The sequence below is a fragment of the Halomicrobium sp. HArcel3 genome (assembly GCF_058933135.1).
In genome coordinates this window covers 249,457-274,752 of record NZ_JBZYDN010000002.1, presented here as the reverse complement: position 1 = coordinate 274,752, position 25,296 = coordinate 249,457, and the positions used below count along the sequence as shown (strand labels likewise).

General features: G+C 66.7%; 27 protein-coding genes. 8 read left to right on the top strand and 19 right to left on the bottom strand.

The window, feature by feature from the left end; all coding sequences use genetic code 11:
- Positions 1-117: 117 nt before the first annotated feature.
- Together AC5FRV_RS07170 and AC5FRV_RS07165 are read right to left on the bottom strand one after the other, a co-directional pair.
- The gene (locus AC5FRV_RS07170) at positions 118-927 is read right to left on the bottom strand and encodes a class I SAM-dependent methyltransferase (protein ID WP_493560417.1); all 810 of its coding nucleotides are present in this window, start codon (positions 925-927) and stop codon (positions 118-120) included.
- Between the two features lie 125 nt (positions 928-1,052).
- Positions 1,053-2,240, bottom strand: coding sequence for an ABC transporter substrate-binding protein (locus AC5FRV_RS07165; protein WP_493560416.1), 1,188 nt, complete (start codon positions 2,238-2,240; stop codon positions 1,053-1,055).
- 59 nt (positions 2,241-2,299) lie between these two features.
- Between AC5FRV_RS07165 and AC5FRV_RS07160 the strand changes: the two genes are divergently transcribed.
- On the top strand, positions 2,300-3,094 hold the full coding sequence (locus tag AC5FRV_RS07160) for a DUF8127 domain-containing protein (RefSeq protein WP_493560415.1): 795 nt from the start codon (positions 2,300-2,302) through the stop codon (positions 3,092-3,094).
- Between the two features lie 182 nt (positions 3,095-3,276).
- On the opposite strand, the gene AC5FRV_RS07155 is transcribed toward AC5FRV_RS07160, so the two are convergent.
- The 3 genes from AC5FRV_RS07155 to AC5FRV_RS07145 all read right to left on the bottom strand — a co-directional run bounded on the left by AC5FRV_RS07155 (position 3,277) and on the right by AC5FRV_RS07145 (position 6,141).
- Positions 3,277-4,554 carry an adenosylhomocysteinase gene (locus AC5FRV_RS07155; protein ID WP_493560414.1) on the bottom strand — a complete coding sequence of 426 codons (1,278 nt, stop codon included), beginning with the start codon at positions 4,552-4,554 and terminating at the stop codon, positions 3,277-3,279.
- A 102-nt stretch (positions 4,555-4,656) separates the two neighbouring features.
- Complete coding sequence (locus AC5FRV_RS07150; protein ID WP_493560413.1) at positions 4,657-5,202, bottom strand: type IV pilin domain-containing protein; 546 nt, start codon at positions 5,200-5,202, stop codon at positions 4,657-4,659.
- Between the two features lie 177 nt (positions 5,203-5,379).
- A complete protein-coding gene (locus AC5FRV_RS07145) occupies positions 5,380-6,141 on the bottom strand; it encodes a hypothetical protein (protein WP_493560412.1) in 762 nt (253 codons plus the stop codon).
- Positions 6,142-6,642: 501 nt separating this feature from the next.
- Here AC5FRV_RS07145 and AC5FRV_RS07140 point away from each other — a divergent pair.
- The 3 genes from AC5FRV_RS07140 to AC5FRV_RS07130 all read left to right on the top strand — a co-directional run bounded on the left by AC5FRV_RS07140 (position 6,643) and on the right by AC5FRV_RS07130 (position 8,946).
- Entirely contained in the window at positions 6,643-7,704 is a 1,062-nt protein-coding gene (locus tag AC5FRV_RS07140; RefSeq protein WP_493560411.1) for a zinc-dependent alcohol dehydrogenase family protein, read from the top strand.
- Between the two features lie 171 nt (positions 7,705-7,875).
- Positions 7,876-8,553: a helix-turn-helix domain-containing protein gene (locus tag AC5FRV_RS07135; RefSeq protein ID WP_493560410.1), complete on the top strand. Its 678-nt coding sequence runs from the start codon at positions 7,876-7,878 to the stop codon at positions 8,551-8,553.
- 57 nt (positions 8,554-8,610) lie between these two features.
- On the top strand, positions 8,611-8,946 hold the full coding sequence (locus tag AC5FRV_RS07130; RefSeq protein WP_493560409.1) for a DUF7344 domain-containing protein: 336 nt from the start codon (positions 8,611-8,613) through the stop codon (positions 8,944-8,946).
- A gap of 12 nt (positions 8,947-8,958) precedes the next feature.
- On the opposite strand, the gene AC5FRV_RS07125 is transcribed toward AC5FRV_RS07130, so the two are convergent.
- The 3 genes from AC5FRV_RS07125 to AC5FRV_RS07115 all read right to left on the bottom strand — a co-directional run bounded on the left by AC5FRV_RS07125 (position 8,959) and on the right by AC5FRV_RS07115 (position 12,633).
- A complete protein-coding gene (locus AC5FRV_RS07125; RefSeq protein WP_493560408.1) occupies positions 8,959-10,260 on the bottom strand; it encodes an amidohydrolase in 1,302 nt (433 codons plus the stop codon).
- A gap of 120 nt (positions 10,261-10,380) precedes the next feature.
- The gene (locus tag AC5FRV_RS07120; protein ID WP_493560407.1) at positions 10,381-11,778 is read right to left on the bottom strand and encodes a M50 family metallopeptidase; all 1,398 of its coding nucleotides are present in this window, start codon (positions 11,776-11,778) and stop codon (positions 10,381-10,383) included.
- A gap of 186 nt (positions 11,779-11,964) precedes the next feature.
- Positions 11,965-12,633 (bottom strand): hypothetical protein, encoded by a 669-nt coding sequence (locus AC5FRV_RS07115; protein WP_493560406.1) that lies wholly within the window; start codon positions 12,631-12,633, stop codon positions 11,965-11,967.
- Positions 12,634-12,819: 186 nt separating this feature from the next.
- On the opposite strand from AC5FRV_RS07115, the gene hisG reads away from it, so the two are divergent.
- Entirely contained in the window at positions 12,820-13,668 is an 849-nt protein-coding gene (gene hisG / locus AC5FRV_RS07110; protein WP_493560405.1) for an ATP phosphoribosyltransferase, read from the top strand.
- A gap of 79 nt (positions 13,669-13,747) precedes the next feature.
- On the opposite strand, the gene AC5FRV_RS07105 is transcribed toward hisG, so the two are convergent.
- Together AC5FRV_RS07105 and AC5FRV_RS07100 are read right to left on the bottom strand one after the other, a co-directional pair.
- Complete coding sequence (locus tag AC5FRV_RS07105) at positions 13,748-14,167, bottom strand: DUF7473 family protein (protein WP_493560404.1); 420 nt, start codon at positions 14,165-14,167, stop codon at positions 13,748-13,750.
- Positions 14,168-14,899: 732 nt separating this feature from the next.
- Positions 14,900-15,460, bottom strand: coding sequence for a TATA-box-binding protein (locus AC5FRV_RS07100; RefSeq protein ID WP_089818919.1), 561 nt, complete (start codon positions 15,458-15,460; stop codon positions 14,900-14,902).
- A 609-nt stretch (positions 15,461-16,069) separates the two neighbouring features.
- Between AC5FRV_RS07100 and AC5FRV_RS07095 the strand changes: the two genes are divergently transcribed.
- Positions 16,070-17,107, top strand: coding sequence for a TIGR01177 family methyltransferase (locus tag AC5FRV_RS07095; protein ID WP_493560403.1), 1,038 nt, complete (start codon positions 16,070-16,072; stop codon positions 17,105-17,107).
- Between the two features lie 20 nt (positions 17,108-17,127).
- On the opposite strand, the gene AC5FRV_RS07090 is transcribed toward AC5FRV_RS07095, so the two are convergent.
- The 7 genes from AC5FRV_RS07090 to AC5FRV_RS07060 form a co-directional block, all read right to left on the bottom strand.
- Complete coding sequence (locus AC5FRV_RS07090; protein ID WP_493560402.1) at positions 17,128-17,712, bottom strand: hypothetical protein; 585 nt, start codon at positions 17,710-17,712, stop codon at positions 17,128-17,130.
- 65 nt (positions 17,713-17,777) lie between these two features.
- Positions 17,778-18,314, bottom strand: coding sequence for a GTP-dependent dephospho-CoA kinase family protein (locus tag AC5FRV_RS07085; protein WP_493560401.1), 537 nt, complete (start codon positions 18,312-18,314; stop codon positions 17,778-17,780).
- Between the two features lie 6 nt (positions 18,315-18,320).
- A complete protein-coding gene (gene spt4, locus AC5FRV_RS07080) occupies positions 18,321-18,521 on the bottom strand; it encodes a transcription elongation factor subunit Spt4 (RefSeq protein ID WP_089818914.1) in 201 nt (66 codons plus the stop codon).
- Entirely contained in the window at positions 18,518-19,099 is a 582-nt protein-coding gene (locus AC5FRV_RS07075; RefSeq protein WP_493560400.1) for a DNA-directed RNA polymerase, read from the bottom strand. The genes spt4 and AC5FRV_RS07075 overlap by 4 nt, the downstream gene beginning before the upstream one ends.
- A 3-nt stretch (positions 19,100-19,102) precedes the next feature.
- Positions 19,103-19,477 (bottom strand): PIN domain-containing protein, encoded by a 375-nt coding sequence (locus tag AC5FRV_RS07070; RefSeq protein ID WP_493560399.1) that lies wholly within the window; start codon positions 19,475-19,477, stop codon positions 19,103-19,105.
- The gene (locus AC5FRV_RS07065) at positions 19,474-20,706 is read right to left on the bottom strand and encodes a translation initiation factor IF-2 subunit gamma (protein ID WP_493560398.1); all 1,233 of its coding nucleotides are present in this window, start codon (positions 20,704-20,706) and stop codon (positions 19,474-19,476) included. The genes AC5FRV_RS07070 and AC5FRV_RS07065 overlap by 4 nt, the downstream gene beginning before the upstream one ends.
- Positions 20,707-20,797: 91 nt before the next feature.
- A complete protein-coding gene (locus tag AC5FRV_RS07060) occupies positions 20,798-21,220 on the bottom strand; it encodes a response regulator (protein WP_493560397.1) in 423 nt (140 codons plus the stop codon).
- A 138-nt stretch (positions 21,221-21,358) separates the two neighbouring features.
- Between AC5FRV_RS07060 and AC5FRV_RS07055 the strand changes: the two genes are divergently transcribed.
- Positions 21,359-22,324, top strand: a complete 966-nt coding sequence (locus AC5FRV_RS07055) for a DUF5787 family protein (RefSeq protein ID WP_493560396.1) — start codon at positions 21,359-21,361, stop codon at positions 22,322-22,324.
- 27 nt (positions 22,325-22,351) lie between these two features.
- Here AC5FRV_RS07055 and AC5FRV_RS07050 read toward each other — a convergent pair whose 3' ends face one another.
- Both AC5FRV_RS07050 and AC5FRV_RS07045 read right to left on the bottom strand, forming a co-directional pair.
- The gene (locus AC5FRV_RS07050) at positions 22,352-22,594 is read right to left on the bottom strand and encodes a hypothetical protein (RefSeq protein ID WP_493560395.1); all 243 of its coding nucleotides are present in this window, start codon (positions 22,592-22,594) and stop codon (positions 22,352-22,354) included.
- Between the two features lie 43 nt (positions 22,595-22,637).
- Complete coding sequence (locus AC5FRV_RS07045) at positions 22,638-23,462, bottom strand: MBL fold metallo-hydrolase (RefSeq protein WP_493560394.1); 825 nt, start codon at positions 23,460-23,462, stop codon at positions 22,638-22,640.
- Positions 23,463-24,266: 804 nt separating this feature from the next.
- On the opposite strand from AC5FRV_RS07045, the gene AC5FRV_RS07040 reads away from it, so the two are divergent.
- The gene (locus AC5FRV_RS07040; protein ID WP_493560393.1) at positions 24,267-25,223 is read left to right on the top strand and encodes a succinylglutamate desuccinylase/aspartoacylase family protein; all 957 of its coding nucleotides are present in this window, start codon (positions 24,267-24,269) and stop codon (positions 25,221-25,223) included.
- Positions 25,224-25,296 lie beyond the last annotated feature (73 nt).

Sequence of the window (25,296 nt, the reverse complement as noted above, 5' to 3'; positions counted from 1 at the left end):
GTCTATCGGCGTTCGACGTGGCCAGTGCCGGCGAACGCCGGTAAAAAGTTACAACTACCACTATGAGCACCGCTCGACGCCGTTCCTCCGTCCAGCCGTCTCGTCACCACGCTCTCTTCACGCTGTCGTCCGGACCGCTTCGAACCGCAACCGCCGGTAGTCGGCCGTCCACGTCCCCGACGCCGCATCGAACAGGGCGTCACGGCAGCGGTCCTCGACGGCGGCCACGACCGCCCGCCGTTCGGCCTCGTCGGGCCCGGCCAGCAGCGAGTCACCGAACATCCCGAGCCAGTTCCGGAGGCCGTCCCGTCCGCCGTCGAGTTCGGTCGGCCGGTCGAACAGTCGCATCAGGCGGACCTCGAAGCCGTGGCGTTCGAGCAAGCTCGCCTGTTCGCCCACCGTCGGGAAGTACCAGGGACTGCTCGCATCGTACCCCCGATCGGTCAGTTCCCGGATAGTGGCGTCGACGATGGTCGCGACGTTGCCGCGGCCGCCCATCTCGGCGACGAACCGACCACCTGCGGACGAATTCTCCGTCCCTCGACGGAGCGCGTCGGCCACCCGCTCAACGACGGCGTCCTGGTCGGTCATCCAGTGGAGTGCGGCGTTGGAGAAGACGGCGTCGAAGGGCTCGTCGGACGCGAACTCCGTGGCGTCTGCCCGCTCGAACGCGAGGCCGGGATACTGTTCGCGCGCCTCGGCGACCATCTCGGCGGACTGGTCGACGCCGACGACGTCCCCCTCGTCGCCGACCGCCGCTGCGATTTCGGCGGTCAGGTGGCCCGTCCCACAGCCCAGGTCGAGGACTCGCTCGCCCGGCCCCGGGTCGAGCAGGTCGACGACGCTCGCACCCATCTCGTGGACGAACGCGTGGTCGCCGTCGTAGTCGCCGGCGTCCCAGCGGTTCGCAGTCCCGTCCTCGCTCATGCTCCCCCCGCTTCGACTGCGTCGCTCCGCCTCCTCTCGGTCATGACTCGAACTCTCGAGGTCGCCGCAAAAGTGTTTCCGAGCTATCGTTCGTTGTCGTCGGGAAAGCGCTGGACGACGCCGCGTTACTCGTAGGCCGCGAGGAGCCCCCGGGTCGTCCGCTCGACGTCGCGCGTCGTGACGAACTCCGAGGCGGCGATCTTCGCCTCGACGAACGCATCCGGCGTGATCTGGAGGGCGTGGCCCGCGGGGAAGTGACTCGCCGCCGTGAAGTCCTGGAACTGCTCGCGGAGGATCTGGGGGTAGTCGCTGATGTCGACGTCCTCGCGTGGCGGGATCGACCCCTTGATCCGGTTCAGCGTCTGCTGGGCCGGCGGCGAGGCCATGAACTCCAGGAAGGCGCGAGTGTCCTCGCCGAAGTCGGCGTGTTCGGCCGCGACCAGCGCGTCAGTTGAGAGCATGAACACGCCCTCGGTCCCCGGGAAGACGGCGTGGTCCCAGTCGACGCCGTAGTCGAAGTCGGCCTGGTCCTCGTAGGAGCCGGCCATCCAGTCGCCCTGGTGGAAGAACACCGATTCGCGGTCCATGAACCGGCCGTTGGCCTGAACCATGTCGACGAAGGTGGCGTCGTCGCGGGCCAGGTCGGCGTAGGCGTCGAGCAGTTCGACGGCCTGCCGGAGTTCGCTCTCGTACCGTCGGGTCTGGCCCTGCGTGATGCCCGCGTACGTCTCGGCGCCGAACTCGCCGATGACGATGTTCGCGAAGAGCTGGAGGACGTCGGATGGGTTCTTCATCGGCTGTTCCATCCCGATCAGGTCACCGTCCTCGCAGGCCGAAAGCACCTCCAGGAACTCACTCGGGCTGTCGACGCGGGCCGGGTCGACGCCGTACTCCTCGGCGAGGTCGACGTGGTAGAACAGGTTGTTCATCCGGTGGATGTCGATGGGGATGCCGTAGTACGCCCCGTCGAGTTTCGAGCGCTCGCGCGGCCCCTCGATGAACACGTCTTCCCAGCCGTTCTCTTCCCACAGGTCCGAGATGTCCCGGATCGCGCCGGCCTGCTGGTACGGCGCCAGGTTCTGGCCCGGCCACTCGACGAACACCGGCGGCGGTTCCTCCCGCAAGATCTGGCTCTTGACCAGCATGCCGTGGTCGTCGATCGTGTTGGCCTGGTCGGCCACCTCCACGCCCGGATGTTTCGATCTGAAGTCGGTGAACAGCTCCTCGATCATCCGCTTGCCGCCGCCCTCCTGCCAGAAGTGGGCCATCTCGACGTCGGCCCTGCCCGACGACCCGCGGGTGTGCGAACTCATTTGCGAAAGGATCACCGTTCTGGGTTATAACGGTTGGCTGGCGCTTATCAGTCGAGATAATGGGCGACTGGGTGGGCGCCGGCGGACCTGCGGTGTCGGCGGCGTCCAGAAAACTCATGCCCCAGGCCCGAGCGGCGTCCGCCGTGAACGCGACGCGTCGAACGTTCCTGCTCGTCCTGGTGGGCGCCCTCCTGCTCGCCAACGGCTGGTGGCTCTATCCCCAGGGAGTCTCCTACGAACAGGAATACTACGCCGAGGCCGAACCGGCGCACCACCCGGCCGGCGAGTTCGGCAACGGCGCCATCCAAGACTGTACCAGCGGCGTCTCCTCGAAACGGTGTGCCCTCCGGCGACACGTCGCCGCGGACGGCCCGGTCCGGCTGGACGACCCCGGCGACGCGTCCGTCGACGTGACGAACGAGTCCGAACAGTCCCCCGAATTCGTCCGCCTCGGCGACGGCTACTACCGCCTGACAGCGACGATCACGAACGGGAGCCTCGTCCTCTCGATGGAGCCAGTCCCGACCGAACGGGTTCTCGACGTCGTGGCCGTGAACGAAAGCGAGGTCGACCCGGCCGTCCGCCGGGCTATCGGCGAGGTGTACGACGGCGACGGCAGCCTGAACGGCCACGCAGAGACCACCGCGGAACTGCCCGACCGCCGCCTGCTCGTCCGGTCCGAGGGAGAACTCTACGAGGTCTACACTGGCGGGCCGGTCCGCGGCGACCCGACCGGCTGGGGGTGGAAGACGCCGCCGTCGGACGTTATCAGCACGTTCCGGCTCGCCGGCTGGCTACTGGGCCTCCTCGCAGTGTGGTACGGCGGTTATCGGTACGCGGTGGAGACGCAGTAGGGGGCGAACGGGGTGCCTTTGGAGGACCCGCCCTACTGCTCACGGCTCGCTTCGCTCACCGTTCGCAATCAAGGTGGTTTCGCGCAAACCGCGCGCGAAACCAGCCTACTGCTCGCGTGTCGCCTCACTCCGTTCGGCTCCCGCTCGCATTTTGCAGGCCCCTCCCTGCGGTCGGCGCCTGCCTACGTCCCATGCTGCCACGAATCCATATACTCGGCCTGTGCCTCCGACAATTCGTCGAACTCCACGCCCTCCGCAGCCAGCTTGATCTCCGCGACTTCCTTGTCCAGCCGGTCCGGCACGTCGTGAACACCGGGACCGTACTCGTCCCCGTTCTCCACTAGCTCACGAACACAGACCGCCTGCACGCCGAAGGACTGGTCCATCACTTCGACCGGATGGCCGAGCGCGATGGGGGTCGCCAGATTCACCAGCCGGCCCTCGGCGAGCACGTTCAGCCTTCGGCCGTCCGCCATCTCGTAAGCCTGCACGCCGTCGCGGGCCTCGTAGGTGTCGACGGCCAGGTCCGAGAGAGCGTCGAGGTCGACTTCGACGTCGAAGTGGCCGGCGTTGGCCAGCAGGACGCCGTCCTGCATCTTCTCGAAGTGCTCCTTCACGACGACGTCGCGGTTGCCCGTCGTGGTGAGGAAGACGTCGCCGATTTCGGCCGCTTCTTCCATCGGCATGACGTCGTAGCCCTCCATGTGCGCCTCCAGCGCGCGGCGGGGCTCGACCTCCGTCACGACGACGTCGGCGTTCTGGCCGCTGGCCTTCTTGGCGACGCCCTTGCCGCAGTAGCCGTAGCCGGCGACGACGACGGTCTTGCCGGCCCACGAGAGGTTCGTCGTCATGGCGATTGAGGCCAGCGAGGACTCGCCCGTGCCGTGGACGTTGTCGAACAGCCGTTTCATCGGCGTGTCGTTGACGGCGAAGACGGGGTACTGCAGTTCGCCGTCCTCGTCCATCGCGCGCAGGCGGTGGACGCCCGTGGTGGTCTCCTCGGCGCCGCCGACGATGGTATCGATGAGTTCGGGGTAGTCCTCGTGGATGGCCGCGACGAGGTCCATCCCGTCGTCGACGGTGATCGTCGGGTCGTGGGCGATGGTCGCCTCGATGGCCGAATAGTACTCCTCGTCGTCGACGCCGCGCTTGGCGTAGCAGGTGACGCCGTCGACCGAATCCAGCGCCGCGCTCACGTCGTCGTGGGTCGAGAGCGGGTTACAGCCGGTCATCGCCACCTCGGCGCCGCCGGCCGCCAGGACCTCCGCGAGCACGGCCGTCTTGGCCTCGACGTGCATCGCCATCGCGATGCGCTCGCCGGCGAAGGGCTGGTTCTCCTCGAACTCCTCGCGGAGGGCGGCCATGATCGGCATGTGCTGGCGCGCCCAGTCCATCTTCCGCTGACCCGACTCGCGGGCCGATTCGGGGTCGTCCAGTTGCTCCGTAATGGGTGCAGTCATGCCCGAAACAAGGGGGAGACCGCTGAAAACGCTACCGCTACGGGAGCGCGAACGGATCTCGCCGCGTCCGTCGTCCAGCGGCCGTGCGACAATCCCGACGGCTCAACACCAGTCCGGAATCCCGTCGCCGTCACTGTCCGAAGGCGACCCCGGAGGGAGGGCCGGCGCCGCCGGCGCGGTCCACTCGTTGACGACGAGGTCGTTGCCCTCGTCGTCCTGCAGGATCACCCAGTACGTCTGTCCCTCCTCACAGATGGGGTCGAGGGCGGCGTCGCTGTCGAAGCCGTCGATGTGGACGTACTCGCCGGCGCGGACCTCCGGTCCGCCCGTCCAGACGTCCGCCCAGGTGACAGTGTTACCGGACTCGTCCTTGATGACGATGTTGTCCCCGTCGACGGACCGGCCGACCTGGTGGGTGATAGTGACGTACGGGCGGTCGTCCGTGTTCCCCTCACCGCTCGGCGTGTACGACCGGTCGAATCCACTGTTGGGGACCGGTTCCCGCAACTCACCTTCGAAGCCCATCGCGAGCGACGCCACGACGGCGGCCAGGACGACCACGATACTCACCAGCAGGACGACGCCGATCACCGGCGATACGCCGCGACTCCCAGACGTCCGCGCACCCGTCCACCCCATGCGTCTCATCACCGGTATCAGCGTCGCGACCAGCATAAGCCCCGACGAGAATTTTCACGTCGTGACGACGCCGTCGCTCGCCACGTCCGATCGGAAGAACCGACCCGGCAGTGGAGGTGGTCAGGAACTGCTGGCGCGACCGTGACGGCGCGCCGTCTGGAAAAGAATCTCGCGTCGATTGCGCGTCTATTCCGCTTCGGTCTCGGTTTCGGTCTCGTCTTCCTCGTTAGCGCCGTCGTCTTCGTCGGCGTCGTCACCGGGGCCGGCGTGGGCTGGCGGGCCGCCGCCGTTGCCATTACCGCTGGCGCTGTCCTCGTCGTCACCGTCGCCCTTGTCGGGACCACCGGCGTGGGCAGGCGGGCCGTTGCCGCCGTTGGTCTCGTTGGCGCTCTCGTTCTCGTCGACGGACTCGTTCTCGTCACCGGGGCCGGCGTGGGCCGGCGGACCAGCGTGGTCGGGTGCGTTGCCCGGGTTGTTCGAGGTAACGTAGTCAGCGACCTGCTGGCCGATGGCCGTCTCGCCGTTGCCCAGTAGCTTCTGGACGAACCGAGAGACCTGCTGTCCGAACGCGGCGTCGGTCCCGTTCGTGCCCGTCAGGCTGGCCGTCGTCGTCGCCGTCTGGTTGTTCGCGCTCGCGGTGACGTCGACGGTGACGTCCTCCTCCGGCGGCGACAGCAGGAGCGCGCCCTTCTCGTTGGTCGTGTGCGTGCCCGCCTCGTCGTAGGTGCCGTTGCCGACCACGGCGACGTCGACGGTGGCGTTCTCGACGCCCGTCCCGTTCTGGGTGACGGAGATGCTCACGCCCATTTCTTGCGTGACGCTGACGTCCAGGGGTTCGTTCGCCGCTACGTTGCCCGAGTCGCTCGCCGCGGCCGCGGCGACGCCGGGGCCGACTGCGAGCCCGAGCATGCCGACGGCCGCGACCAGTGCAAACAGTTTCGTGTGCATCGTACTCGCTACTGGAGACTGGATGGGGATAAACCGGCAATCTCGTTCAGGTGGTTCAGGCCGTTCACCGCCACAGCGATACCACCCCATATGTAGTTACACGGTTCAAAAACGCCACTCAGTGTTTATTTCACTACCCGAAAGCGTTCTGGTTGACGGGGCTGTAGCGGTTCTCACCCACGATCCGCTCGAAGCGAACGGGCCGAACGCGAGGGGCGCACGTTGACGAACGCCGGCAGACTCGCTGCGCTCGTCTCCCGAGCCCGCCCTCTCACAGTTCGGCCGAACGCCATCGGATTCGCGCTGCTCATCCGATGAGCCCTGTCTCACTGCGCTCGACAGGACGCCGATAGACTCACTTCGTTCGTCTATCGAGCCCACGCTCACTTTGTTCGCGTGGACGCCGGCAGACTCGCTACGCTCGACTGCTGAGCCCGACCTCGCTTCGCTCGGTCGGACGCCAGGGAAGCGTATTTGGTCCCAAGGGCCCTCGACACGGGCATGCGCGCAGCAGTGTTTACCGATTACGGCGAACCCCTGGACGTCCGCGAAGTCGAGGACCCGGAACCCGAACCCGACGGCGCGGTCGTCGCCGTCGAGGCCTGCGGCGTCTGCCGCAGCGACTGGCACGCCTGGCAGGGCGACTGGGAGTGGCGCGGCCTCGACCCCGTCCCGGGCCACATCCTCGGCCACGAACCCGCCGGCCACGTCGTCGCGGTCGGGTCCGAAGTCGACCACGTCCGCGAGGGCGACCACGTCGCCATCCCGTTCAGCCTCGGCGACGGCACCTGTCCGCTCTGCCGGAAGGGCCACGCCAACATCTGCGAGAACCGCCAGGCGCTGGGCCTCCAGCCCGAAGCACCGGGGGCCTTCGCCGAACAGGTGCCGGTTCCCCACGCCGACCACAACCTCGTCCACCTGCCCGACGGCGTCTCGTCGGTCGACATGGCCGGCCTGGGCTGCCGGTTCATGACCGCGTTCCACGGGCTCGCCCACCGGGCCGACGCGGGCGCCGGCGACTGGCTCGCCGTCCACGGCTGCGGCGGTGTCGGCCTCTCGGCGATCCACATCGGCGACGCGCTGGGACTCAACGTCGTCGGCGTCGATCTCGACGACGAGAAACTCGCGCTGGCCGAGGACCTGGGCGCCGACGAGACGCTCAACGCCGCCGAGGTCGACGACGTCCCCGGCGCCGTCCAGGACCTGATCGGCCGCGGCGCGGACGTCTCGATGGACGCGCTGGGCATCGCCGAGACCTGCCAGAACGCCGTGGGTAGTTTAGGACCGATGGGCTCGCACGTCCAGATCGGCTTGACCACGAGCGAGGAACACGGCCAGATACCCCTGCCCACCGACGAGATGGTCACCAGCGAGGTGGACTTCCACGGCGCCCTCGGGATGCCGCCGGCCGACTACGACGAGATATTCCGGATGGTCGCGACCGGGAAACTGGACCCGTCGGCCGTCGTCTCAGAGACCATCGGCCTCGAAGACGTCTCGGCGACCCTCGACGCGATGACTGACTTCGACACCGTCGGCATCCCGGTCGTCGACTCGTTCTGAGCGGGACCGTCTGTCGTACTGGTCTCGCTCGTTACGTCGAGATACTGCCCGGCACCGACTGCAACGCCACTGATAGTTCCCCGTCGGGACCGGGGCGACGTGATTCCGAATCGGTACATGTGGCGAGCGTCACCCCTAAATCTCCGCGCCTGGTCGTCTCTGGAAACCCCAATGAGTTTTGTCGTCGAGCTTACCATTCGAGACCCGCCGCTGTTCGCCGAGGTATTCGGTGTGGTCCCGGACACGACGGCGACGATCGAAAGCTACCATCACTTCAGCGACGGCCCCAACGAACACTACACCTTCTTCTGGTGGGTCGAGGGGAGCGATTTCGCCGAGTTCGAACGACGCATCCGGGAGTATCGGTACGTCTGTGAACTCCGTGAACTCGCGACGGTCGGCGAGCGGCGACTCTACCGGCTGACCACGAACTCACTGTCGGAGAACGTCATGCTCTCCCCCCACTTCCGTCGACACGACGTCTCCATGCTCGACAACGAGGGGTCAGTCGAGGGGTTCTGGCTCCGACTCCGCGTGCCGGACCGGGAAACGCTCAGGACTGTCGTCGGCGAATTGCGGGCGATGGACACGGATCCCTTCGTCGACCGGATCTACTCCGAGCAGGTGGCCGGACGGGGGACAGAGGACCTCACCGACCGCCAGCGGGAGTGTCTGTCGCTGGCCTCCGAGCGTGGCTACTTCGAGACGCCGAGCGAGGCGACGCTCGGTGAACTGGCCGGGGACCTCGACGTCACGCCCCAGGCCCTCTCGAAGCACATTCGCGCCGCCGTCCGCAAACTCGTCGAACGGGAGCTAACTGCCGGACACGATCCCACCCACTCGACTTAAAGGGGTTTCTGGATCAGCCAAATACTCTCCCGCCGTCTCCGGGTATTGTCTAGTGACATGTACGACGACTGCGTCTCTTCGCGAGCGCTGGATAGACTCTTCGACGCGCTCAAATCCATCGACCGGCGGCGGCTTCTCCTGCTTCTCAGCGATCACCACCCCGAAGTCGACGCCGCCCCGTCGCTTCCCGAGATCGCCCCGGAGAACGGCGACTACACCAGGTACGTGACCGGCATGATCCACAAGCACATCCCGAAGCTCGCCGACTACGGCTACGTCGACTGGAATCCGGCCGAACGGGTCGTCCGCCGCGGGCCCCAGTTCGACGAAGTGGCGCCCGTGCTGGAACTGCTCGTCGACAACCGGGAGCGCCTCCCGGGCGAGTTTCAGTAACTGTATCCCTGGTCACTCCCGCTCTGCGCGAGCCACCAGGTCCCGGGCCGCCGTCTCCGCGCGCTCCCGGACCGACGATTCGTCGAACACCTGCACCTCGCGGTCGCGCATGAGAACCTCGCCGTCGCAGACCGTGTGGCGGACGTCGCTCCCCTTCGCGGCGTAGACGAGGTGACTCACCAGGTCGTGGTGGGGCGTGAGGTGCGTGGCGTCGAGGTCCACCACGGCGAGGTCGGCGTTCGCGCCCGCCTCGATCCGTCCCGAGTCAAAGCCCAGGACGTCGGCCCCGCCCTGGGTCGCGATTTGGAGCACCGTCCCGGCAGCCATCGCGCTGGCGTCGTCGGCCGCCAGTTTCCCGAGCATCGCCGCGTCGCGCATCTCGTCGAACAGGTCGAGATCGTTGTTCGACGCCGCGCCGTCGGTGCCGAGCGCCACCGAGACGCCGGCGTCGACCATCGCCTGGACCGGCGCCATGCCGCTGGCGAGCTTCATGTTCGAGGCCGGGTTGTGGACGACGCCGGTGCCGCGCTCGGCCAGCAGGTCGATCTCCGTGTCGTCGACGTGGACGCCGTGGGCGAGGAAGTCCTCAGGTTCGAGCAGGCCAATGTCGTCGGCGTATTCGAGGGGGCGCTCGCCGTGCTCCTCGACGATGGGGTCGACCTCCCCCTCCGTCTCGTTTGCGTGGAAGTGGATCGGAACCCCCGCCTCGCGGGCTTCGGGGACGTACTCGCGGTAGTACGCCTCGCCGGCGGTCGTCAGCGAGTGGGGCATGAACGCCGTCCGGACGCGCCCGTCCGCGTATCCGTCGTATTCATTCGCAAACGCGAGGCCGGACTGGAAGTCCTCGTGGGCGTCCTCTTCGTCCTTCCCGGCGGAGATGCAGCCCTGGCCGAGCAGGCCACGCATCCCGGCGTCGTCGACAGCCTCGGCGACCTGCTCCATGAAGAAGTACATGTCCGCCAGCGCGGTGGTGCCCGATTTTATCATCTCGGTCAGTCCGAGCTCCGCGCCGACGCGGACGTCCTCGGCGGTGAGTTCGCCCTCCACCGGCCAGATGTCCTCCTGCAGCCAGGCGTCCAATGGCTTGTCGTCGGCGTAGCCCCGCAGCAGCGTCATCGAGACGTGGCAGTGGGCGTTGACGAGGCCGGGGATGACGAGGCCGTCGCCGGCGTCGAGTTCGTCGTCGCCCTCCAGCGCGCCGGGGTCGTCGACGGCGACGATATCGCCCGAGTCCTGGTCGACGAGGACGTCCGCTTCCGCGACTGTGAGTTCCGGCAGCAGGACCTGCCCGCCCGAAACGAGAAGTTCGCTCATGGACGTGGGGTTCTGGTCGCGGGGGCGTCAATCTGCTGGATTCGGGTGCACACTGGCGCGTGGGTGGTTGTCCCGTGAACCAGAGAATCTCTCTGACCCGTGTTGCTCGGTATCCCGGGATCACTCGGTCATACTGTCATCCCCGCCCTCCGTCGATTCTATCGCGTCGTCGATTCGCTGGATACGGTCCCTGACCTTCTCGTACTCGTCGTCACGGTAGCTGGTAATTCGCTCACGGTAGGGTTCGACGTGACTGGCGTCGGCCTCGGCGATCAGAGCCAGTGCCAGGGCGGCATTCGCCCGCGGACCGTCCGACAGTGTCGGCAGTACCTCGACCAATTCGTCGACGGCGTCTACCACGAGCGCCGGATCGACCTCCGCAGCAGCGGCAACGATGCCTGCGCCCTTGTCCCGAAGCCGGGAATCGTCGGCGGTGAGTGTGTCGACGCCGACCGCCGCGAGCCGATCCGTGTCTTCGATAGCCGCGCGCAGATAGACGAGTGTATTCAGCAACGGCGTCCGACACGCGACCCGCTCTTCGGTCCTGAGCACCTCGAACAGACGCTCCTCCCATTCGGCGACCATCGACGGCTGCTCAACTGCGACGGCCCGCAACCCCCTCCCGGCTCTGTTTCGGACCGCGTCGCTTTCGTGGGCGAGCAAGTCCACGAGCGCGTCGACCTCGTTCCGCGGAATCAGTTCGCCGGCCGCCGCTCGCTCCTCGATTTGCTCGGCGTGGGCCATTCGCGCACGAACCGGGTTTGCAGTCAGTCCGTTCGTCCCGTCGTAGTTACTGAGAACGAACAACGTCGTGCCGCTCAGGACGACGAGGACGTAGAGGTCGCCGAACTCGAACACGGCACGGACACCCACCAGTCCGGCGATGGTCACGACGACCGTGTAGATCGTCGATAACTCGCCGTGCGCGTACTCGGCGTAGTACCCGATGCTGGCAGACCGGTCGGCCGCTCTGCCCGCAATGAGCGCCAGCTGCTTGGAAACAGCGCGAAGATCACCCGAACTGGGAAATCCGGTGTATGCCAGCGCGGTTCCAACCCAGAGACACAGCGCGGCGAGGGACTGACGGGGTAGTCCGGCAGCGACGAAACGCTCGGCGAGCAGTGCCAACGGCACGTCGCTGCCGGCGACAGTCCCCTCCATCCCAGGCCGACGCACCACCACACGCACGCCGTAGAGCGCCGCCAGGGCGGCTCCGGTATTACCCGCGAGCGGTGCGGCGCTTACCAGGAACGAGCGCCACCGTTCCGGCGGTTCCACGGTGGAGACCCACCCTCCGAGACTCCGTTGCCGTAGCGGATCGTCGGGCCAATGGAACAGGACCACTTCCTCGACCTCCACGCCGAGGAGTCGACACGTTACGTAGTGGCCGAGCTCGTGAGCGACGATACCCGGAAGAATGAGGAGAGCGAACGCGTTGCTGAGTACCGTCAACAGCGGATCTACGACGCGTGAGAACGCCGGAACCGAGCGTGCAACGAATGGCATTTTCTGGGCCATATCGCCCACTTTACTTCAAATGCACAGGTGGTCGGAACGATTTCGGCCGGACCGTACAACGATGACTGTCGGTTCCGTGACAGAGCGGTCGGATGGCAGGATCTTCCCGCCCGAAACGAGAAGTACGCTCATGAGCGTGGGTTTCTGGTCGCGGGAGCGTCAATCTGCTGGATTAGGGTAGAGTGTTCAATCCTCGAAGTCACTCGCGGACGCTCGCTCGTGCGGATAATCTTCCCAGCATTTAATTCCGACGTGGTCAGCAACTTCGTCTATCGTCGCCGGGTCGATCGTCACCGGATGCTTCGAGATGAGCAAGATCCCACCGTCGGCGAGTTCTTCGACGTGAGGTGCCGGTGCGGACAACAATCGGTTTCGTCCAATGGCCTCGACTTCTTTCGGCGGAAACAGATCAAGCCAGGTCAGAAACTTTCTGTCGGTCGGTGGCAGGTCATCAACCGAGAGAGGTGCTTTCTGGTTCTGATATGTTTCGATACCGAACACCGCTCTAGGGTGGCCGTCCAATACAGCATACAGGTGCTTAACTGTCTCGGCTATTTTGTGTAGCGGCTTCGCTCCTGCTATCTCGCTCGTATTCTCAAGGGTTGGCCCGATAGTATAGCGTATCTGAACGAGATTTCCATCTGGGTGGTCTGAATTTCCGTCTGTGAATATTATACTGAGCAACATATCGTCAACGGACACATATACCCTGTATCGAGCCCCGAGATCGTCTTCCTGAATTTCTTCAATCTCGTAGGAGTCCGCTGTCTCCGCAAATTCTACAACTACTTCGAATGCCTCGTCTCTGGAACGTTCGGGAAGTACGAATACTGCTTTGATCGATTCCTCCAACATCGTCTGGCACAGATATTTTCTTGTTCATCCCCACATCAATTATCGCCCTCACTCACTGCTCGATATCTACAGAGCATAGATGTTCTGGCAGAATCCGTTGAAAGCGACTTCTCCTGGGAGGGTGCGTTCGAATATGACCTCGACCGAAGGGGAAAGACAGTTGCCTCGGGCCCGCCATCCCTCGTTATGCGCATCGCCGTGCCCAACAAGGGCCGCCTGCACGACCCGTCGGTCGAGTTGCTGGAACGCGCCGGGTTGCACGTCGTCGACGGCGCGGACCGACAGCTCTACGCCGCGACGGTCGACCCGGACGTCACCGTGCTGTACGCCCGCGCCGCGGACATCCCGGAGTACGTCTCCGACGGCGCCGCCGACGTGGGAATCACGGGCCTCGATCAGGTCCGCGAGGCCGACCCCGGCAACCTCGAAGAACTGCTCGACCTGGGCTATGGCTCCTGTAAACTCGTCCTCGCCGCGCCGGAGGACGGCGACATCGAGTCGGTCGAGGATTTGGCCGGCGGCACCGTCGCCACGGAGTTCCCCAACGTCACCCGCGAGTTCTTCGCCGAGAAGGGCGTCGACGTGGACATCGCGGAGGTCTCCGGCGCGACGGAGCTGACGCCCCACGTCGACATCGCCGACGCCATCGTCGACATCACCTCCACCGGGACGACGCTGCGGATGAACCGGCTGAAGGTGATCGACGACGTGCTCGAGTCCTCGGTCCGCCTGTTCGCCCGCGACGACGTCGCCGACGACGAGAAGGTCCAGCAGGTCGCGATGGCGCTGAGCTCGGTTATCGCCGCCGAAGACAAGCGCTACCTGATGATGAACGTCCCCGCCGACGCGCTCGAGGACGTGAAGGAGGTCCTCCCCGGGATGGGCGGGCCGACGGTGATGGACATCGCCGGCACCGACGACGTCGCCGTCCACGCCGTCGTCGACGAGCGCGACGTGTTCGAGACCATCAACGCGCTCAAGGGCGTCGGTGCAAGCGACGTGCTGGTGACCGAAATCGAACGGTTGGTCGAGTAGTCTCTTCTCTCAGCCCCACCGTTCACTCCACCGATCGTCGTAATCGGCGACGCTGACCGCGACGGTGCAGACTGCCCGCTCAAACGAACCCGAAGATGTTGTTCAGCGCGACGATCAGCACGCTCGCGAAGGCGAAGTGGAGCGCCGTGAGCGCCGCGGTCGACTTCCACGGCAGGTCGTAGGCGTAGTTGATAGCGAGCGCGTCGGCGACCAGGATCGCGACCAGGGCGATGACGAAGTCGACGCCCGGCGAGACGAGGGTCTGCTCGCCGAGGCCGTAGCGACCGAGCAACAGCGAGACGACGGCGGGGACGATGCCGGCCGCGGCGGCGGGCTGGGTCGGGACGTCGCCGACGAAGAACGTCGCGGCGAGGTGGAGCGTGACGGCGTAGAACAGCCAGCCGAGCAGGACGGTGCCGACGACGGCGAGGATGCCCTGCCCGGTTGGGTCCGGTTGCGACTGGAGGGGCAGGGCGAGGCCCGAGATCAGCGCGAGCATACCCGCGCTTCTCGGGCCGCTGGCTTGGGTGCTGTCATTCGAGACGCCCGCTCGATTCGCGCTCGCGGCGCGCGACCGCGGACTCGAGGGGACCGCCACACGACGGGCAGGTGACGCAGAGCGGACTTCGTTCGGTCTCCTGGCCACATTCCTGACAAACGTACTCCGTCATGGCCGCTAGTGACGTGTATCCGACGGAACGTAAAATTACGGTCGCCGTTCGTCCAGTTTTTTCGCCAGGATAGGAACGCGACGGTCTCGTTTCGGGAACGAGTCGCCGCCATCGTATAAACGGCTTCACGAAAACCGCAAGAAGGAACGGGTGTGGTCGAATGTCCAGTAAAATCGTATAATGGATATCAGGACACCGCTTATCCGTGCTAATTACTCACGAGCGAATAGCTATGCGACCTAATCCCACAGTTCCCGAATCGAACCAGTACGAATGCCCATCCTGTGGAGCGCGAGCGAGCGATCCGGACGACCGGACCTGCTCGGGCTGTGGCACGTCGATGCGCTATCTCGGCCACTCCCGGGACCTGTAACCAGCGTCGAGCGGGCCGGCCGACCGACGCGACGGCCGACGCGGAAGCGAGTGAGACGGCGTAACCCGTCCGTCGCCGGACTCGCGTGACTGCTGTGCCGGCCCACGCACCAGTCGCCGAGACCGAAATGGGGTGAACGCGTCGCTCCGGGCCGAAAGCGAAGAGAAGAACCGCCGCCTCGACGGGCTTATTCGAGCAGGCCGAGCTCTTCGAGTCGCGAGACGATCTTGTCGACCGCTTCTTCGGCGTCGACGGGCTTCTTCCCACCGGTGATGACCAGCTTGCCCGAGCCGAACAGCAGGGCGACGACGTCGGGGTCGTCCAGCCGGTAGACGAGGCCGGGGAACTGCTCGGGCTCGTACTCGATGTTCTCCAGCCCGAGGCCGATGGCGATGGCGTTCAGGTTGAGCGTGCGACCCAGATCCGCCGAGGTGACGATGTTCTGGACGACGATCTCGGGATCCTCGTCGACCTGGATGTTCAGGTCGCGGAGCTTGTCGAAGACGATGCGGAGGCTCTCGTGGACGTCGTCGGTGCTCTTGGCACCGGTACAGACGATCTTCCCCGACCGGAAGATCAGCGCCGCAGATTTGGGTTCCTGGGTCCGGTAGACGAGGCCGGGGAACTGCTCGGGGTCGTAGTCCGCGCCCTCGAGGTCCATCGCCACGCTCTGGAGGTCGAGTTCCTGCCCGATACCGGTCGAGGCGACGACGTTCTCGATATTTATAGTTTCCTTGGGATCTGCCATGTCTCGTTTTAAGTCACGTATTTAAGGCTTATAAAGGTTCATGCATCCATTGATACGTTCCTCTATTAGCCGACATTTCTCCCGGACGGCTCGGAGATGCGCGAGTCAAACTTCTGAGCGTAATCGGCTGAACTGCCGAGAGTACTACCGTGACCAACGACAGAGGAAAAGCCCCTGGCTTCTCGACTCGGGGGGCTCGCTGCGGTCCTCGCCTCGCTTCGCTCGTCTCGGGTCCTTGTGATCTGAAAATCGCCACCGGCGATTTTCATCATCCCGGAAGACGCCGAGCGCCTTCCGAGGACGTCGCCCGCCTTCGTCGAGAAGCCAGCCCCTTTCAGTCCCACCCGTTTCTCGGGATGGAACAGCCGATACCGGGTGGGGCTGAAAGGGGCGGACCTGTGCGGGAACCCCGGCGACGCAAGCACTGCACTGAGCGAACGGAGTGAGCGAAGGAAGCGCGCAGCGAGCCGCGGGACCGCACAGGTCCGGGGCTTTCCTCTGTCGTTGAATGCGTTGACAGGGCCCTTGCTATCGGTACTTCCACTCTCTTCGATAGCGACTCATCGTAGGACCGGTAGGCTGATTGGCGCACCACTGCGCCCTACAGACGTGTACGTCCTCGAACTGGCGGGCCAGGACGACGAGTTCGCCGCGCGCGAGGCGGCCAGCGTCGCCAGCGACGTGAGCCTCGTCGCGCCGGGGCTCGCGACGGCGAGCGAACTCGACCGCGCTCGCGCGCGGACGCTCGCCTACACCCACCACGCGAGCGAACTGGTGGGGACCTGCGACCCCGACGTCGAGAGCGCCCGCACCCTGCTCGAAGACGCCCCCGCCACCGACCGCTCGGGGTCCGTCGCCGTCCGCGCCGTCGACGTCCGCTACACGACCGACGTCGACACCCAGGCCGTCGAGCGGGAACTCGGCGGCGTCCTCGTCGACCAGGGCTTCTCGGTGGACCTCGACAATCCAGACCACGAACTCCGCGTTGTCTTCAGCGACGCGGCGGGCGACGTCGACGACGATACCCCCGGACGGATCTGCGCCGTCGGCTGGGCCGTCGCCGCCTCCGTCCGGGACTTCGGTCAGCGCATGCCATCGGACCGGCCGTTCTTCCAGCCCGGGAGCATGGCGCCGATGGACGCCCGCGCACTCGCCAACCTCGCCGGCGCCCGACCCGGCGCGACGATTCTCGACCCGATGTGCGGCACCGGTGGCGTCCCTATCGAGGCTGGCCTGCTGGGCGCGAGAGTCGTCGGCAGCGACGCCCAGTGGAAGATGGTCCGCGGCGCGAGCCAGAACCTCGTCGACGCGCTCGGTGAGGACCGGAACGCGGACGACCCCCGCTATCCCGAACCCGGCTCGTGGGACGTGTTTCGCGCCGACGCGACCGACTTTCCGGTCCGAGACGACGCTATCGACGGCGTCGTCTTCGACGCCCCCTACGGTCGCCAGTCGAAGATCGAAGGCGACCTGGAGACAATCGTCTCCCGTGCGCTCGCCGAGGCGAGGCGAGTCGCCCCCAGATGCGTGCTGATGGCCGACCGGTCGTGGGAGGACGCCGCCCGCGAGGCGGGGTGGACCGTCGACTCGCGCTTCGAGCGGCGGGTCCACCGGTCGCTGGTCAGGCACATCCACGTGCTCGTTTAACGGAACGCGGATCGGGACCGTCAGGAATGACCGTCTGGTCGAGACGCCCCTGTTCCTCGCTTTGGGAAGGGTGTATTCTCGACACTTTCCTCGAAGTTCCGTTTGGTTCGATTCCCAGCCCTTGTCTCCGTCTCCGGCCGTTCAGTGTAGGTTATTACCTCACCGTCCTCGGTGATTTTGATCACGTCGACCGAGACGAACGTTTCGTCGGGGTCGGTGTGAAACAGCTTCACTTTCGACGGCTGACGACGAATCTCGACATTTACGGTGTATTCGAAGTACCGTTCGCAAGCCGGGCAGTCGGTTTCGTCCAGAACGTAGATTTCGATGAATACGATCCCACAGTCGCCTTCGCAGGTGGCGAAGCCTATGTCCAACGGACCACAGATACCGTCTGTCGCGACGATGCCGTCGGCGCTGATCGTATTCGTGTCGCCGTCCCACGCCAATGTACCGGCGTCTTCTCGGTCACCACAGCCCTTTTTCTCGAGGATCAGTGACCGGTTCTGGATGTAATCACGCTCGCCAATGACGCCCATACAGCCGCTGGTTCCAACTACCGCCGCTCCGACCGTCTGGAGGAAGGCCCGGCGTTTCATCCGCATGCGTGTGGAAATAAACGACCGGGACTTTACCTTGCCGTTATCTCGGACGCCGCCTGCCGAGAAGGCTATTCAAGGAACTTCAGCGCCGCCTCGCTATCCCCGCCCATCTGCTCCATCAGATTACGAACGAATCCCCTCGCGTCCTCGTCCGCGGTCACCAGCACCATCCCCTCGTCGGGCTGGCCGTACACGACGCTGGCACCCGATGGAACGGCCAGAATCGCGGGCAGGGCGGCCAGGTCCTCCTCGCCGTCGACGCGGACCAGGGTCGTGCCGCCCTCGTCGATGCCGGTCCGGAGCGTCTCCAGCAGATCGCTCGTCAGCGTCGCCGCAGGATTGTCGATCGTTCGCTCCCGGTCGAATCCCGTGATACCCTCGCGTATCTCCTCGTCGACGGTCTGGCGCTTGGTCTTCTCGTCGACGAAGGCGACGGCGGGCACGTGGCCTGCCTGCAGGAGGTGGTAGGTGACGACGTCGCCGACCGCGACGACGGGTTCGACGGAGTCGGCGAGAAGCGTCTCGGCGTCGGTGTAGATCGGCCCGAGCGGGTCTTTCAGTTCGCCGCGAAGCGCGTCGGGCAGTTCGAGAACGACGTTGGACACGGTCGCTTAACGGACCTTCAGCGCGTAGCTGCCGGGCTCCGTGACCTCCATCTCCTTGGCGATGTCGGAGCTCTCGGGGTGGGCGATGACGACGTAGCCGGCCCAGTCCTCGGTGAGCGAACTCGACCCGCAGGCGTCACACACCTCCTCGTTCGAGGCGTCCTGGACGCGGTGGCACTCGCGGCAGACCAGTCTGTCGGCCATCAGCTCTCACCGGCTTCCGCCTGCTGGGCGGCGCGTTTCTCGCGCTCGGTCTCCAGCCAGCCGTGCTTGCCGAGGCCGACCTGCTTGGCCGTGAGGCCGATCTTGGAGTCACGCGGGTTGCGCTCGTCGATGCTCTTGGTGACGATGCGGGCGCGGACGGCGTCGCCGACCGCGAGCGTCTCGTTGGACTCGCGGGAGGCCAGCGCCTGGCCCTCCTCGTCGTAGGCGAGGTACTCGTCGGAGATCTGCGAGACGTGCAGCAGGCCGTCGACCGGCCCGATGCCGACGAAGGCGCCGAAGTTGACGACCTCGACGACCTCCCCGTCGACGACCTCCTGCATCTGCGGATCGTAGGTGAGCGCGTCGAACTCCGCCTCGAAGAAGACGCCCTCCTGTCCGGGGAGGACGGCGCCGTCGCCGATGTCTTTGACGTCGATGACCGAGACGACCGAGCCGACGTCCTCGTCCATCCGGCCCTCGAGTTTGTCCTGCAGGAGCTTCTTCACGAGGTCCGGCGTCACCTCTGCGAGATGCCTGGGCGGTACCTCCACCGTGTCGCGTAGTCTGACCCGTTTGTACATGTGTTATGGTTGAGTGATGGCGAGTTTGTGCTGGCCCCTTAAACTAATTACTGGTACGCCCGCGTCGAGCAGACGGCGTTTGAGGGGCTTGTCGTTCGTGACCGCGTGCGTCGCGTCCGGGTGGCTCGCCAGCTCCAGGACGGCGTCGTCGGCGTAGTCCGCGTCGGTGGCGACGGCCTCGCAGCGCTCGACCAGGTCGCGTCCGACGCTGGCGGCGGTGGCCTCTTCCCCGTTGCCGTCGGCCAGTTTCTCGAGTTCCGCGACGACCGCTTCGGGGGTGACCAGGTCGGTCGTATTTGCGACCCGTTCGAGTTCGTCGAACAGCCTGACGTCGCATTCGACGGGCATCATGAGTGCGTTCGTGTCGACGACGATCATTCACGCAACGTGCCGACGCCGATGAGGCGCCAGCGCGCCCCGACGCGCCGGTTGATCGCGATCTTCGAGCCCGGTGCGGCACAGACGGGCCGTTTGAGAGCGACCTCGGCCTCGCCGCCGCGCGCGCTCGTGACCGAGCCGACGGTCGTCGCGGTGCCGATAGTGAGCATCAGCGGCTCGCCCGTGCTGATCTCCTCGACCTCGCCGGCGTTGTCGCCGACGATCCGTTCGAGCAGGTCGACGTCCATCGTGAACTGCTCGAGCGTCGGCGGCAGGCTCCCCGGCGGGCCGGCGACCTGACCGGCCAGCGCGTCGCCCTTCGTGATCGACGGGTCGAGACCGGTACCGACGCCGAGCAGGCCGCCCGGGGTCGCCTCGTCGACGAAATCGCCGCCGGCCTGGATCGACCGGACGCTCGTGGTGACGGGGCGCCACTCGGTCTGGCCGCCCTCCTCGACCTCGCGGCCGGGCCGGAGCTCGATCTCGTCGTCGACCTCGAGGCTGCCCTGGACGAGCGAGCCGCCGAGGACGCCGCCCTTGAGGTCCGCCCAGGTTGTCCCCGGGCGGTTGATGTCGAAGCTCCGGGCGACCATCATCTGCGCGTCGACGTCTGGGTCCCGGTCCGGCGTCGGAATCTCCTCCTGGATGGCCTGGATGAGCAGGTCGGTGTTGACGCCCTGCTGGGCCGAGACGGGGACGATGGGCGCGCCCTCGGCGACGGTGCCCTTCACGAACTCCTGGATCTGCTGATAGTTCTCCTGGGCCCGCTCCTGGTCGACGAGGTCGACCTTGTTCTGGGCGACGACGATGTTGTCGATGCCGATGATGTCCAGGGCCATGAGGTGCTCCTCCGTCTGGGCCTGGGGGACCGGCTCGGACGCGGAGACGACGAGGACGGCGCCGTCCATGATCGAGGCGCCCGACAGCATCGTCGCCATCAGCGTCTCGTGCCCGGGGGCGTCGACGAACGACACCGTCCGCAGGACGTCGGTCTCGACGTCGTGCTCGCCGCAGGTTTCCTCGACCGTGAACGCTTCCGGTTCCTCCTCCTCGGGACAGCGCCGGAAGGTCGCGTCGGCGTAGCCCAGGCGGATGGAGATGCCGCGCTTCATCTCTTCGGAGTGCTGGTCCGTCCATTCGCCAGACAGCGCCTGGACCAGCGTCGTCTTGCCGTGGTCGACGTGGCCGACGAGGCCGATGTTCACCTCCGGGTGGTTGTGGGATGTCATCTCGGGAGTAATCTTGGTGTGATTTCGCCCCCTGGGACTGATAAGCCTACTGTTTGCGGCCCAGATTCCGGGCAGGCGGCCTCGCCGCGCGTCAGTTCCGGCGGTCCTCGGCGAGCGTCCGGACGCGACTCGCCAGCCGGTCGAATCGCTCGGAACGCATCCGCTTGTGGACGAAGGGAACGCCCGCGTCGTGCGCCGCCTCGACCAGTTCGGGCGCGTTGTCGCTCGAAAAGAGGATGCCCGGGGGCGCCGGCTCCGTGTCCGCCACTCTGTCGAGGAACGTCAGCCCGTCCATCGTCAGCATGTGGTAGTCGCTCACGACGGCGTCGAAGGATCGCTCGCGGACCAGCTGCAGGCCCGTCCGGGCGTTCGTCGCCGTCGTCACCGCCAGCGCGTCGTCGGCCCGCTCCAGGAACTCCTGGACGAGGTCCGCGAGATCCGGTTCGTCGTCCACGACGAGCACCTCGACGGGCGCGTCCACCTCGTCTCCTTCGGGGTCTGTGTCCTGTCCCACGTCCTCCACCACCGCCATGTTGCTCACCCCTTGACCCCCGGTCACCATATATCGCCACGAGCGCTTTCGCGCGCTGAGAACGCCGTCAGACGCTCGCGTGACGACGTGCTTTTGCCCGCCGGCGTCCTGCCCTTTCCCGTGCGCGAATTCGCGTTCGAACTGGCGCTGTGTGCCCACCTCGAAGGCGGGGAGGGGCCGCTGGGCGAGGCCCTCCTCAGCCGCCAGCTCGGCGCCCACGTCCACGGCCGTCGCGTCGTCGACGTCCTCGCCGTCGAGCCCGGCCCGGAGTTCGACGAGCGCGCGGCCATCACCCCCGAGCGCATCCCCACCGCCGCCGTCGAGGCCGACGTCGGCCCCGGCCGGGCCCGCTACTGGAAGGACGCCTTCGACTGCCACCCCGAGCGGGCCGAGCGAGCGCGGGAACTGGCCGTCGAGCGTGGCTTCTTCGAGGCCGAACGCCGCGGCGGCCGGACCTACGTCCGCCAGGTCGCCCGCTACCCCGACTGGTTCGGCTCGCTGGTCGCCATCGAGAACAAACCCGACCTGGGCCGTCCGGGCGACCTGGAGATGCAACTGCGGACCGACGTCTCGCTCGGCCTCGTCGACGAGGTGGTGCTCGCGACGGCCTCCCACGTGACGAGGGCGCACCTCAACCGCATCCCCGACGAAGTGGGAGTGTGGCGCTTCGACCCCGAGACGGACGAGCGGGTGGTGATCCGCGAGGCCGATCCCCTGGCCGTCGACGAACCCGGCGTCGAGGTGGTCGAGTCGTACCCCGGGCGGACCGACGTCCGGGTCGTGAGCAGCGCGGAGAAGGCCCGGGCCCGCCGCCGCCTCGCGGAGCGGGCCTACGGCAAGGGCTGGCGGACGTTCGACATCCCGGCGTGCGCCCAGTGCTCGCCGGACGAGGACGGCCTCCCCCAGTGCGCCTGGAAGGGCCGTTCCGTCCGTGCGAGCGACGAGTGTGGAACCGACTGCGCTGGCTACGAGGAGAGCGAGGCCGTCAGCGTCGACACCGACTCGCTGCGTGCCGAGCGGTCGCCCTGGAACCCGGATCCAGCGGGTCGAAAACGTCAGCAGTCGGGACTGGACCGGTTCGGCTAACCGGTCCGACCGAGCGGTCTGATTCGGCTAGTCCTGGCCGCTCGGCTCGCCGTCCGCCCCGGTCGTCTCGACGGGCGCCTCGTCCGCGACGAGGTCGGAGTGTTTCGTCCGGGCCTGGTAGTTCGCCGCGCCGGCGATGCCGGCACACATCCCGATGCCGAGCACCAGCGCCCAGTCGATACCCCCCGCAACGACCTGGAACGTCGCCGCCGCCGCGACGGCGCAGGCTAGCGCCGCCCCGCCCGACTCCGCAATTCCTCGGCGCTCCATGCACCGGCTCTAGACGTTCTCCACTATAGTCGCTGGGGCTGTCTCAGAGTTCGAATCGCTCGCCGTCCAGGGCCACGTCGTCAGCGAAGGCCTCCGCTTCGGGGACGAAGTGGGCCGTGTGGACGATGCGGTAGTCGTCGACGCCGAGGTCGTCGGCCAGCGCCCGCGCGCCCGTGAGGGTCATGTGTTTGGTCCCGAAGGTCCGCGGGACGCCGTCGGCGTCGTAGTGGTCCCCGCCGGCGGGGTGATTCTTGCAGAGTTCCGCGTGGACGATGCCCTCCACGATGCCCAGGTCCGCGCCGCGCAGGACGTCCCGGGACTCCTGGGGGAAGGCGTAGCTCGTGTCGCCGGAGATGGCCAGCGAGGCGCCGGTCTCGGGCTCGTCGATCCGCAGCCCGTAGGTCGAAAGCGGCGGGTGGACGCCCGGCACCAGCGTCACTTCGAACCCCGCCGCCGCGAACGGCTCAAAGGGGGTCTCGGGGGTGACCGTCACCTGGTCGAGGTAGTGGTAGCGCGAGTCGACGTGCTCGGCGACGCTCTCGCCCAGGTTCGGGTCGTGCTCGTCGGCGGCGTGGACCGGCAGGTGGTCGAGCAGGCGATAGGCGTTGCCCAGCCCGTCGAGGTGGTCGAAGTGGACGTGGGTGATGACGGCGGCGTCCGGCAGCGGGACGTCTTCCCGGCGGAACTGCCGCCGGAAGTCCGGACTGGCGTCGATCAGGAGTGACTGGTCGGTCCGCTCGTTCCGGACGTGGACGGAGAACCGGGTGCGTTCGACGTCTTCCTCGCGTGCGCGCTCGCACGTCTCGCAGTCGCACCGCGGCGTCGGGGTTCCCGTGGTGTCGCCCGTCCCGAGCAACGTGACCTCCATTGGTGTGGTTGTGTCGCCGGCCGGCCCTAAACCTCGCGACTTGGACTAGGTGGATTGGGAGAGTGTCGTTCCGTGATCAATGGTACCGCAAACACGTCGAAAGCCCTCGGCCCGCTCATTAGCAGTGACCGAAACTGCAAACAACAAAGGAAAGCCCTCGGCCCGCTCGACTCGTGCGACTTGCTGCGCTCCTCGCTTTGCTGCGGTGCTTGTACCGGAAGACTCGCTTCGCTCGCCTTCCGACGTTCGCCTCACTGCGTTCGGCTCACCGTCGTCGGACTTCGTCGACCGGACCTCGCCCTTTCATTCCTCCAGGAGAACCGCGTAGCTCGCGTGGCCTCGTTCCACTCGGCCCACGCTCGCGGTTGATTCCACCAGACCTCCCCGGATTCGCGCCGTCCAGCGCGAATCACGCTTCCTGACCGCACAGCAACCGCCCGGCCGGGAGCGAATGGCCGAGCGATGGGCGGGCCGAGCGTAGCGAGGGCCGCCAGATGGGCGAGCGGGAGCGAAGCGACACGCGAGCCGCGAGGCATTCGCGACCCGGGGAAGGGCAGGGCCGCGGTGCGGTCCCTGGTGGGATGAAAGGGCGAGGTGCGGTCGTGGCTCCCCGGCGACGTAAGCACCGCAGCCGAAGGCGAGGAGCGCAACGAGCCGCGGAGCTACGAGCGCGCCGAGGGCTTTCTGGTTGTTGGCGGTAGTAGCCCAGCGAGCAGCTTTCCCAAGAACCGGGATCACTCCTCAAAATCTCACACATAGCCGGAGACCGAATTAGTAAAGGCGCCCAACACAAACCGTGGTGTAATGGTATCCCTCGGTACGGCGAGTGCCGCGCCCGGCGAGGTGGACACGGGGCGGTTGCAGGTGGGCGAGACGCGCGACGGGAGCCCGTTCGGGTTGCCCGTCGCCGTCGTCAACGGGGCCGAGGACGGCGAGACGCTCTATATGCAGGCCGCCAGCGACGGCGACGAACTCAACGGCGTCGGCGTCGTCCAGCGCGTGCTCCCCCAGATCGACCCGGCAGAGCTGTCGGGGACCATCCTCGTGGTCGGCATCGTCAACTATCACGCCTTCCAGGTGGCCGAACACCGCAACCCCATCGACGACACGAAGATGAACCGGGCGTACCCCGGCGACGAGAACGGCACCTCATCGGAGCGCATCGCCGCGGCGACGTTCCAGGCGGCCAGACGCGCCGACCGCATCCTCGACCTCCACCAGGGGTCGACCTCGCGGATGCTGGAGGAGTGCCGGGTCCGGTGTGGGCAGCGCCACCGACTCCACGACGAGTGTCTCGAACTGGCGAAGGCGTTCGGCTGCGGGTACGTACTCGACCAGAAGGGCCCCGACGGGCAACTCGCCCGCGCCGCGCCGGACGAGGGCATCCCCACCATCGACCCCGAACTCGGCGGCAGCGTCGGCTGGGACGAGGACGCCATCCAGACCGGCGTCGAGGGCGTGTTCAACGTCCTCCGGTACTACGACTTCCTCGGCGGTCGCCAGGCGCTCGAGACGCAGACCCGCGCAACCGGCTTCGACCAGTACGGCGCCCCCGCCGGCGGCCTGGTCAGCTTCGAGAAAGACCTGGGCGACCAGGTCTCTCGCGGCGACGCCCTCTACCGCATCACCGACGTCTTCGGCGAGGTGAAGGCCACCGTCACGGCCGACGCGCCTGGCATCTTCTGGCGCTCCCGCCGCCTCCCGCAGGTCGCCACCGGCGAGTACGTCTGCTCCGTCGGCACCGACGTCGACTCGGTGTGAGTGGAGCGAGGGTGCCCTCCGCCGAATCGACTCCAAGTCGGCCCGGACGGGCGCGTATCGTGTCGGCCGTAAC

Coding starts and splice junctions, on each gene's coding strand:
- AC5FRV_RS07165 (WP_493560416.1), bottom strand. CDS start 2,240: ATGAGTTCGCACACCCGCGGGTCGTCGGGCAGGGCCGACGTCGAGATG.
- hisG (WP_493560405.1), top strand. CDS start 12,820: ATGCGCATCGCCGTGCCCAACAAGGGCCGCCTGCACGACCCGTCGGTC.
- AC5FRV_RS07105 (WP_493560404.1), bottom strand. CDS start 14,167: ATGCTCGCGCTGATCTCGGGCCTCGCCCTGCCCCTCCAGTCGCAACCG.
- AC5FRV_RS07125 (WP_493560408.1), bottom strand. CDS start 10,260: ATGAGCGAACTTCTCGTTTCGGGCGGGCAGGTCCTGCTGCCGGAACTC.
- AC5FRV_RS07090 (WP_493560402.1), bottom strand. CDS start 17,712: ATGCGGATGAAACGCCGGGCCTTCCTCCAGACGGTCGGAGCGGCGGTA.
- AC5FRV_RS07170 (WP_493560417.1), bottom strand. CDS start 927: ATGAGCGAGGACGGGACTGCGAACCGCTGGGACGCCGGCGACTACGAC.
- AC5FRV_RS07065 (WP_493560398.1), bottom strand. CDS start 20,706: ATGACATCCCACAACCACCCGGAGGTGAACATCGGCCTCGTCGGCCAC.
- AC5FRV_RS07145 (WP_493560412.1), bottom strand. CDS start 6,141: ATGCACACGAAACTGTTTGCACTGGTCGCGGCCGTCGGCATGCTCGGG.
- AC5FRV_RS07045 (WP_493560394.1), bottom strand. CDS start 23,462: ATGGAGGTCACGTTGCTCGGGACGGGCGACACCACGGGAACCCCGACG.
- AC5FRV_RS07160 (WP_493560415.1), top strand. CDS start 2,300: ATGGGCGACTGGGTGGGCGCCGGCGGACCTGCGGTGTCGGCGGCGTCC.
- AC5FRV_RS07155 (WP_493560414.1), bottom strand. CDS start 4,554: ATGACTGCACCCATTACGGAGCAACTGGACGACCCCGAATCGGCCCGC.
- AC5FRV_RS07120 (WP_493560407.1), bottom strand. CDS start 11,778: ATGGCCCAGAAAATGCCATTCGTTGCACGCTCGGTTCCGGCGTTCTCA.
- AC5FRV_RS07130 (WP_493560409.1), top strand. CDS start 8,611: ATGTACGACGACTGCGTCTCTTCGCGAGCGCTGGATAGACTCTTCGAC.
- AC5FRV_RS07070 (WP_493560399.1), bottom strand. CDS start 19,477: ATGATCGTCGTCGACACGAACGCACTCATGATGCCCGTCGAATGCGAC.
- AC5FRV_RS07150 (WP_493560413.1), bottom strand. CDS start 5,202: ATGAGACGCATGGGGTGGACGGGTGCGCGGACGTCTGGGAGTCGCGGC.
- AC5FRV_RS07075 (WP_493560400.1), bottom strand. CDS start 19,099: ATGTACAAACGGGTCAGACTACGCGACACGGTGGAGGTACCGCCCAGG.
- AC5FRV_RS07050 (WP_493560395.1), bottom strand. CDS start 22,594: ATGGAGCGCCGAGGAATTGCGGAGTCGGGCGGGGCGGCGCTAGCCTGC.
- AC5FRV_RS07040 (WP_493560393.1), top strand. CDS start 24,267: ATGGTATCCCTCGGTACGGCGAGTGCCGCGCCCGGCGAGGTGGACACG.
- AC5FRV_RS07135 (WP_493560410.1), top strand. CDS start 7,876: ATGAGTTTTGTCGTCGAGCTTACCATTCGAGACCCGCCGCTGTTCGCC.
- AC5FRV_RS07100 (WP_089818919.1), bottom strand. CDS start 15,460: ATGGCAGATCCCAAGGAAACTATAAATATCGAGAACGTCGTCGCCTCG.
- AC5FRV_RS07140 (WP_493560411.1), top strand. CDS start 6,643: ATGCGCGCAGCAGTGTTTACCGATTACGGCGAACCCCTGGACGTCCGC.
- AC5FRV_RS07115 (WP_493560406.1), bottom strand. CDS start 12,633: ATGTTGGAGGAATCGATCAAAGCAGTATTCGTACTTCCCGAACGTTCC.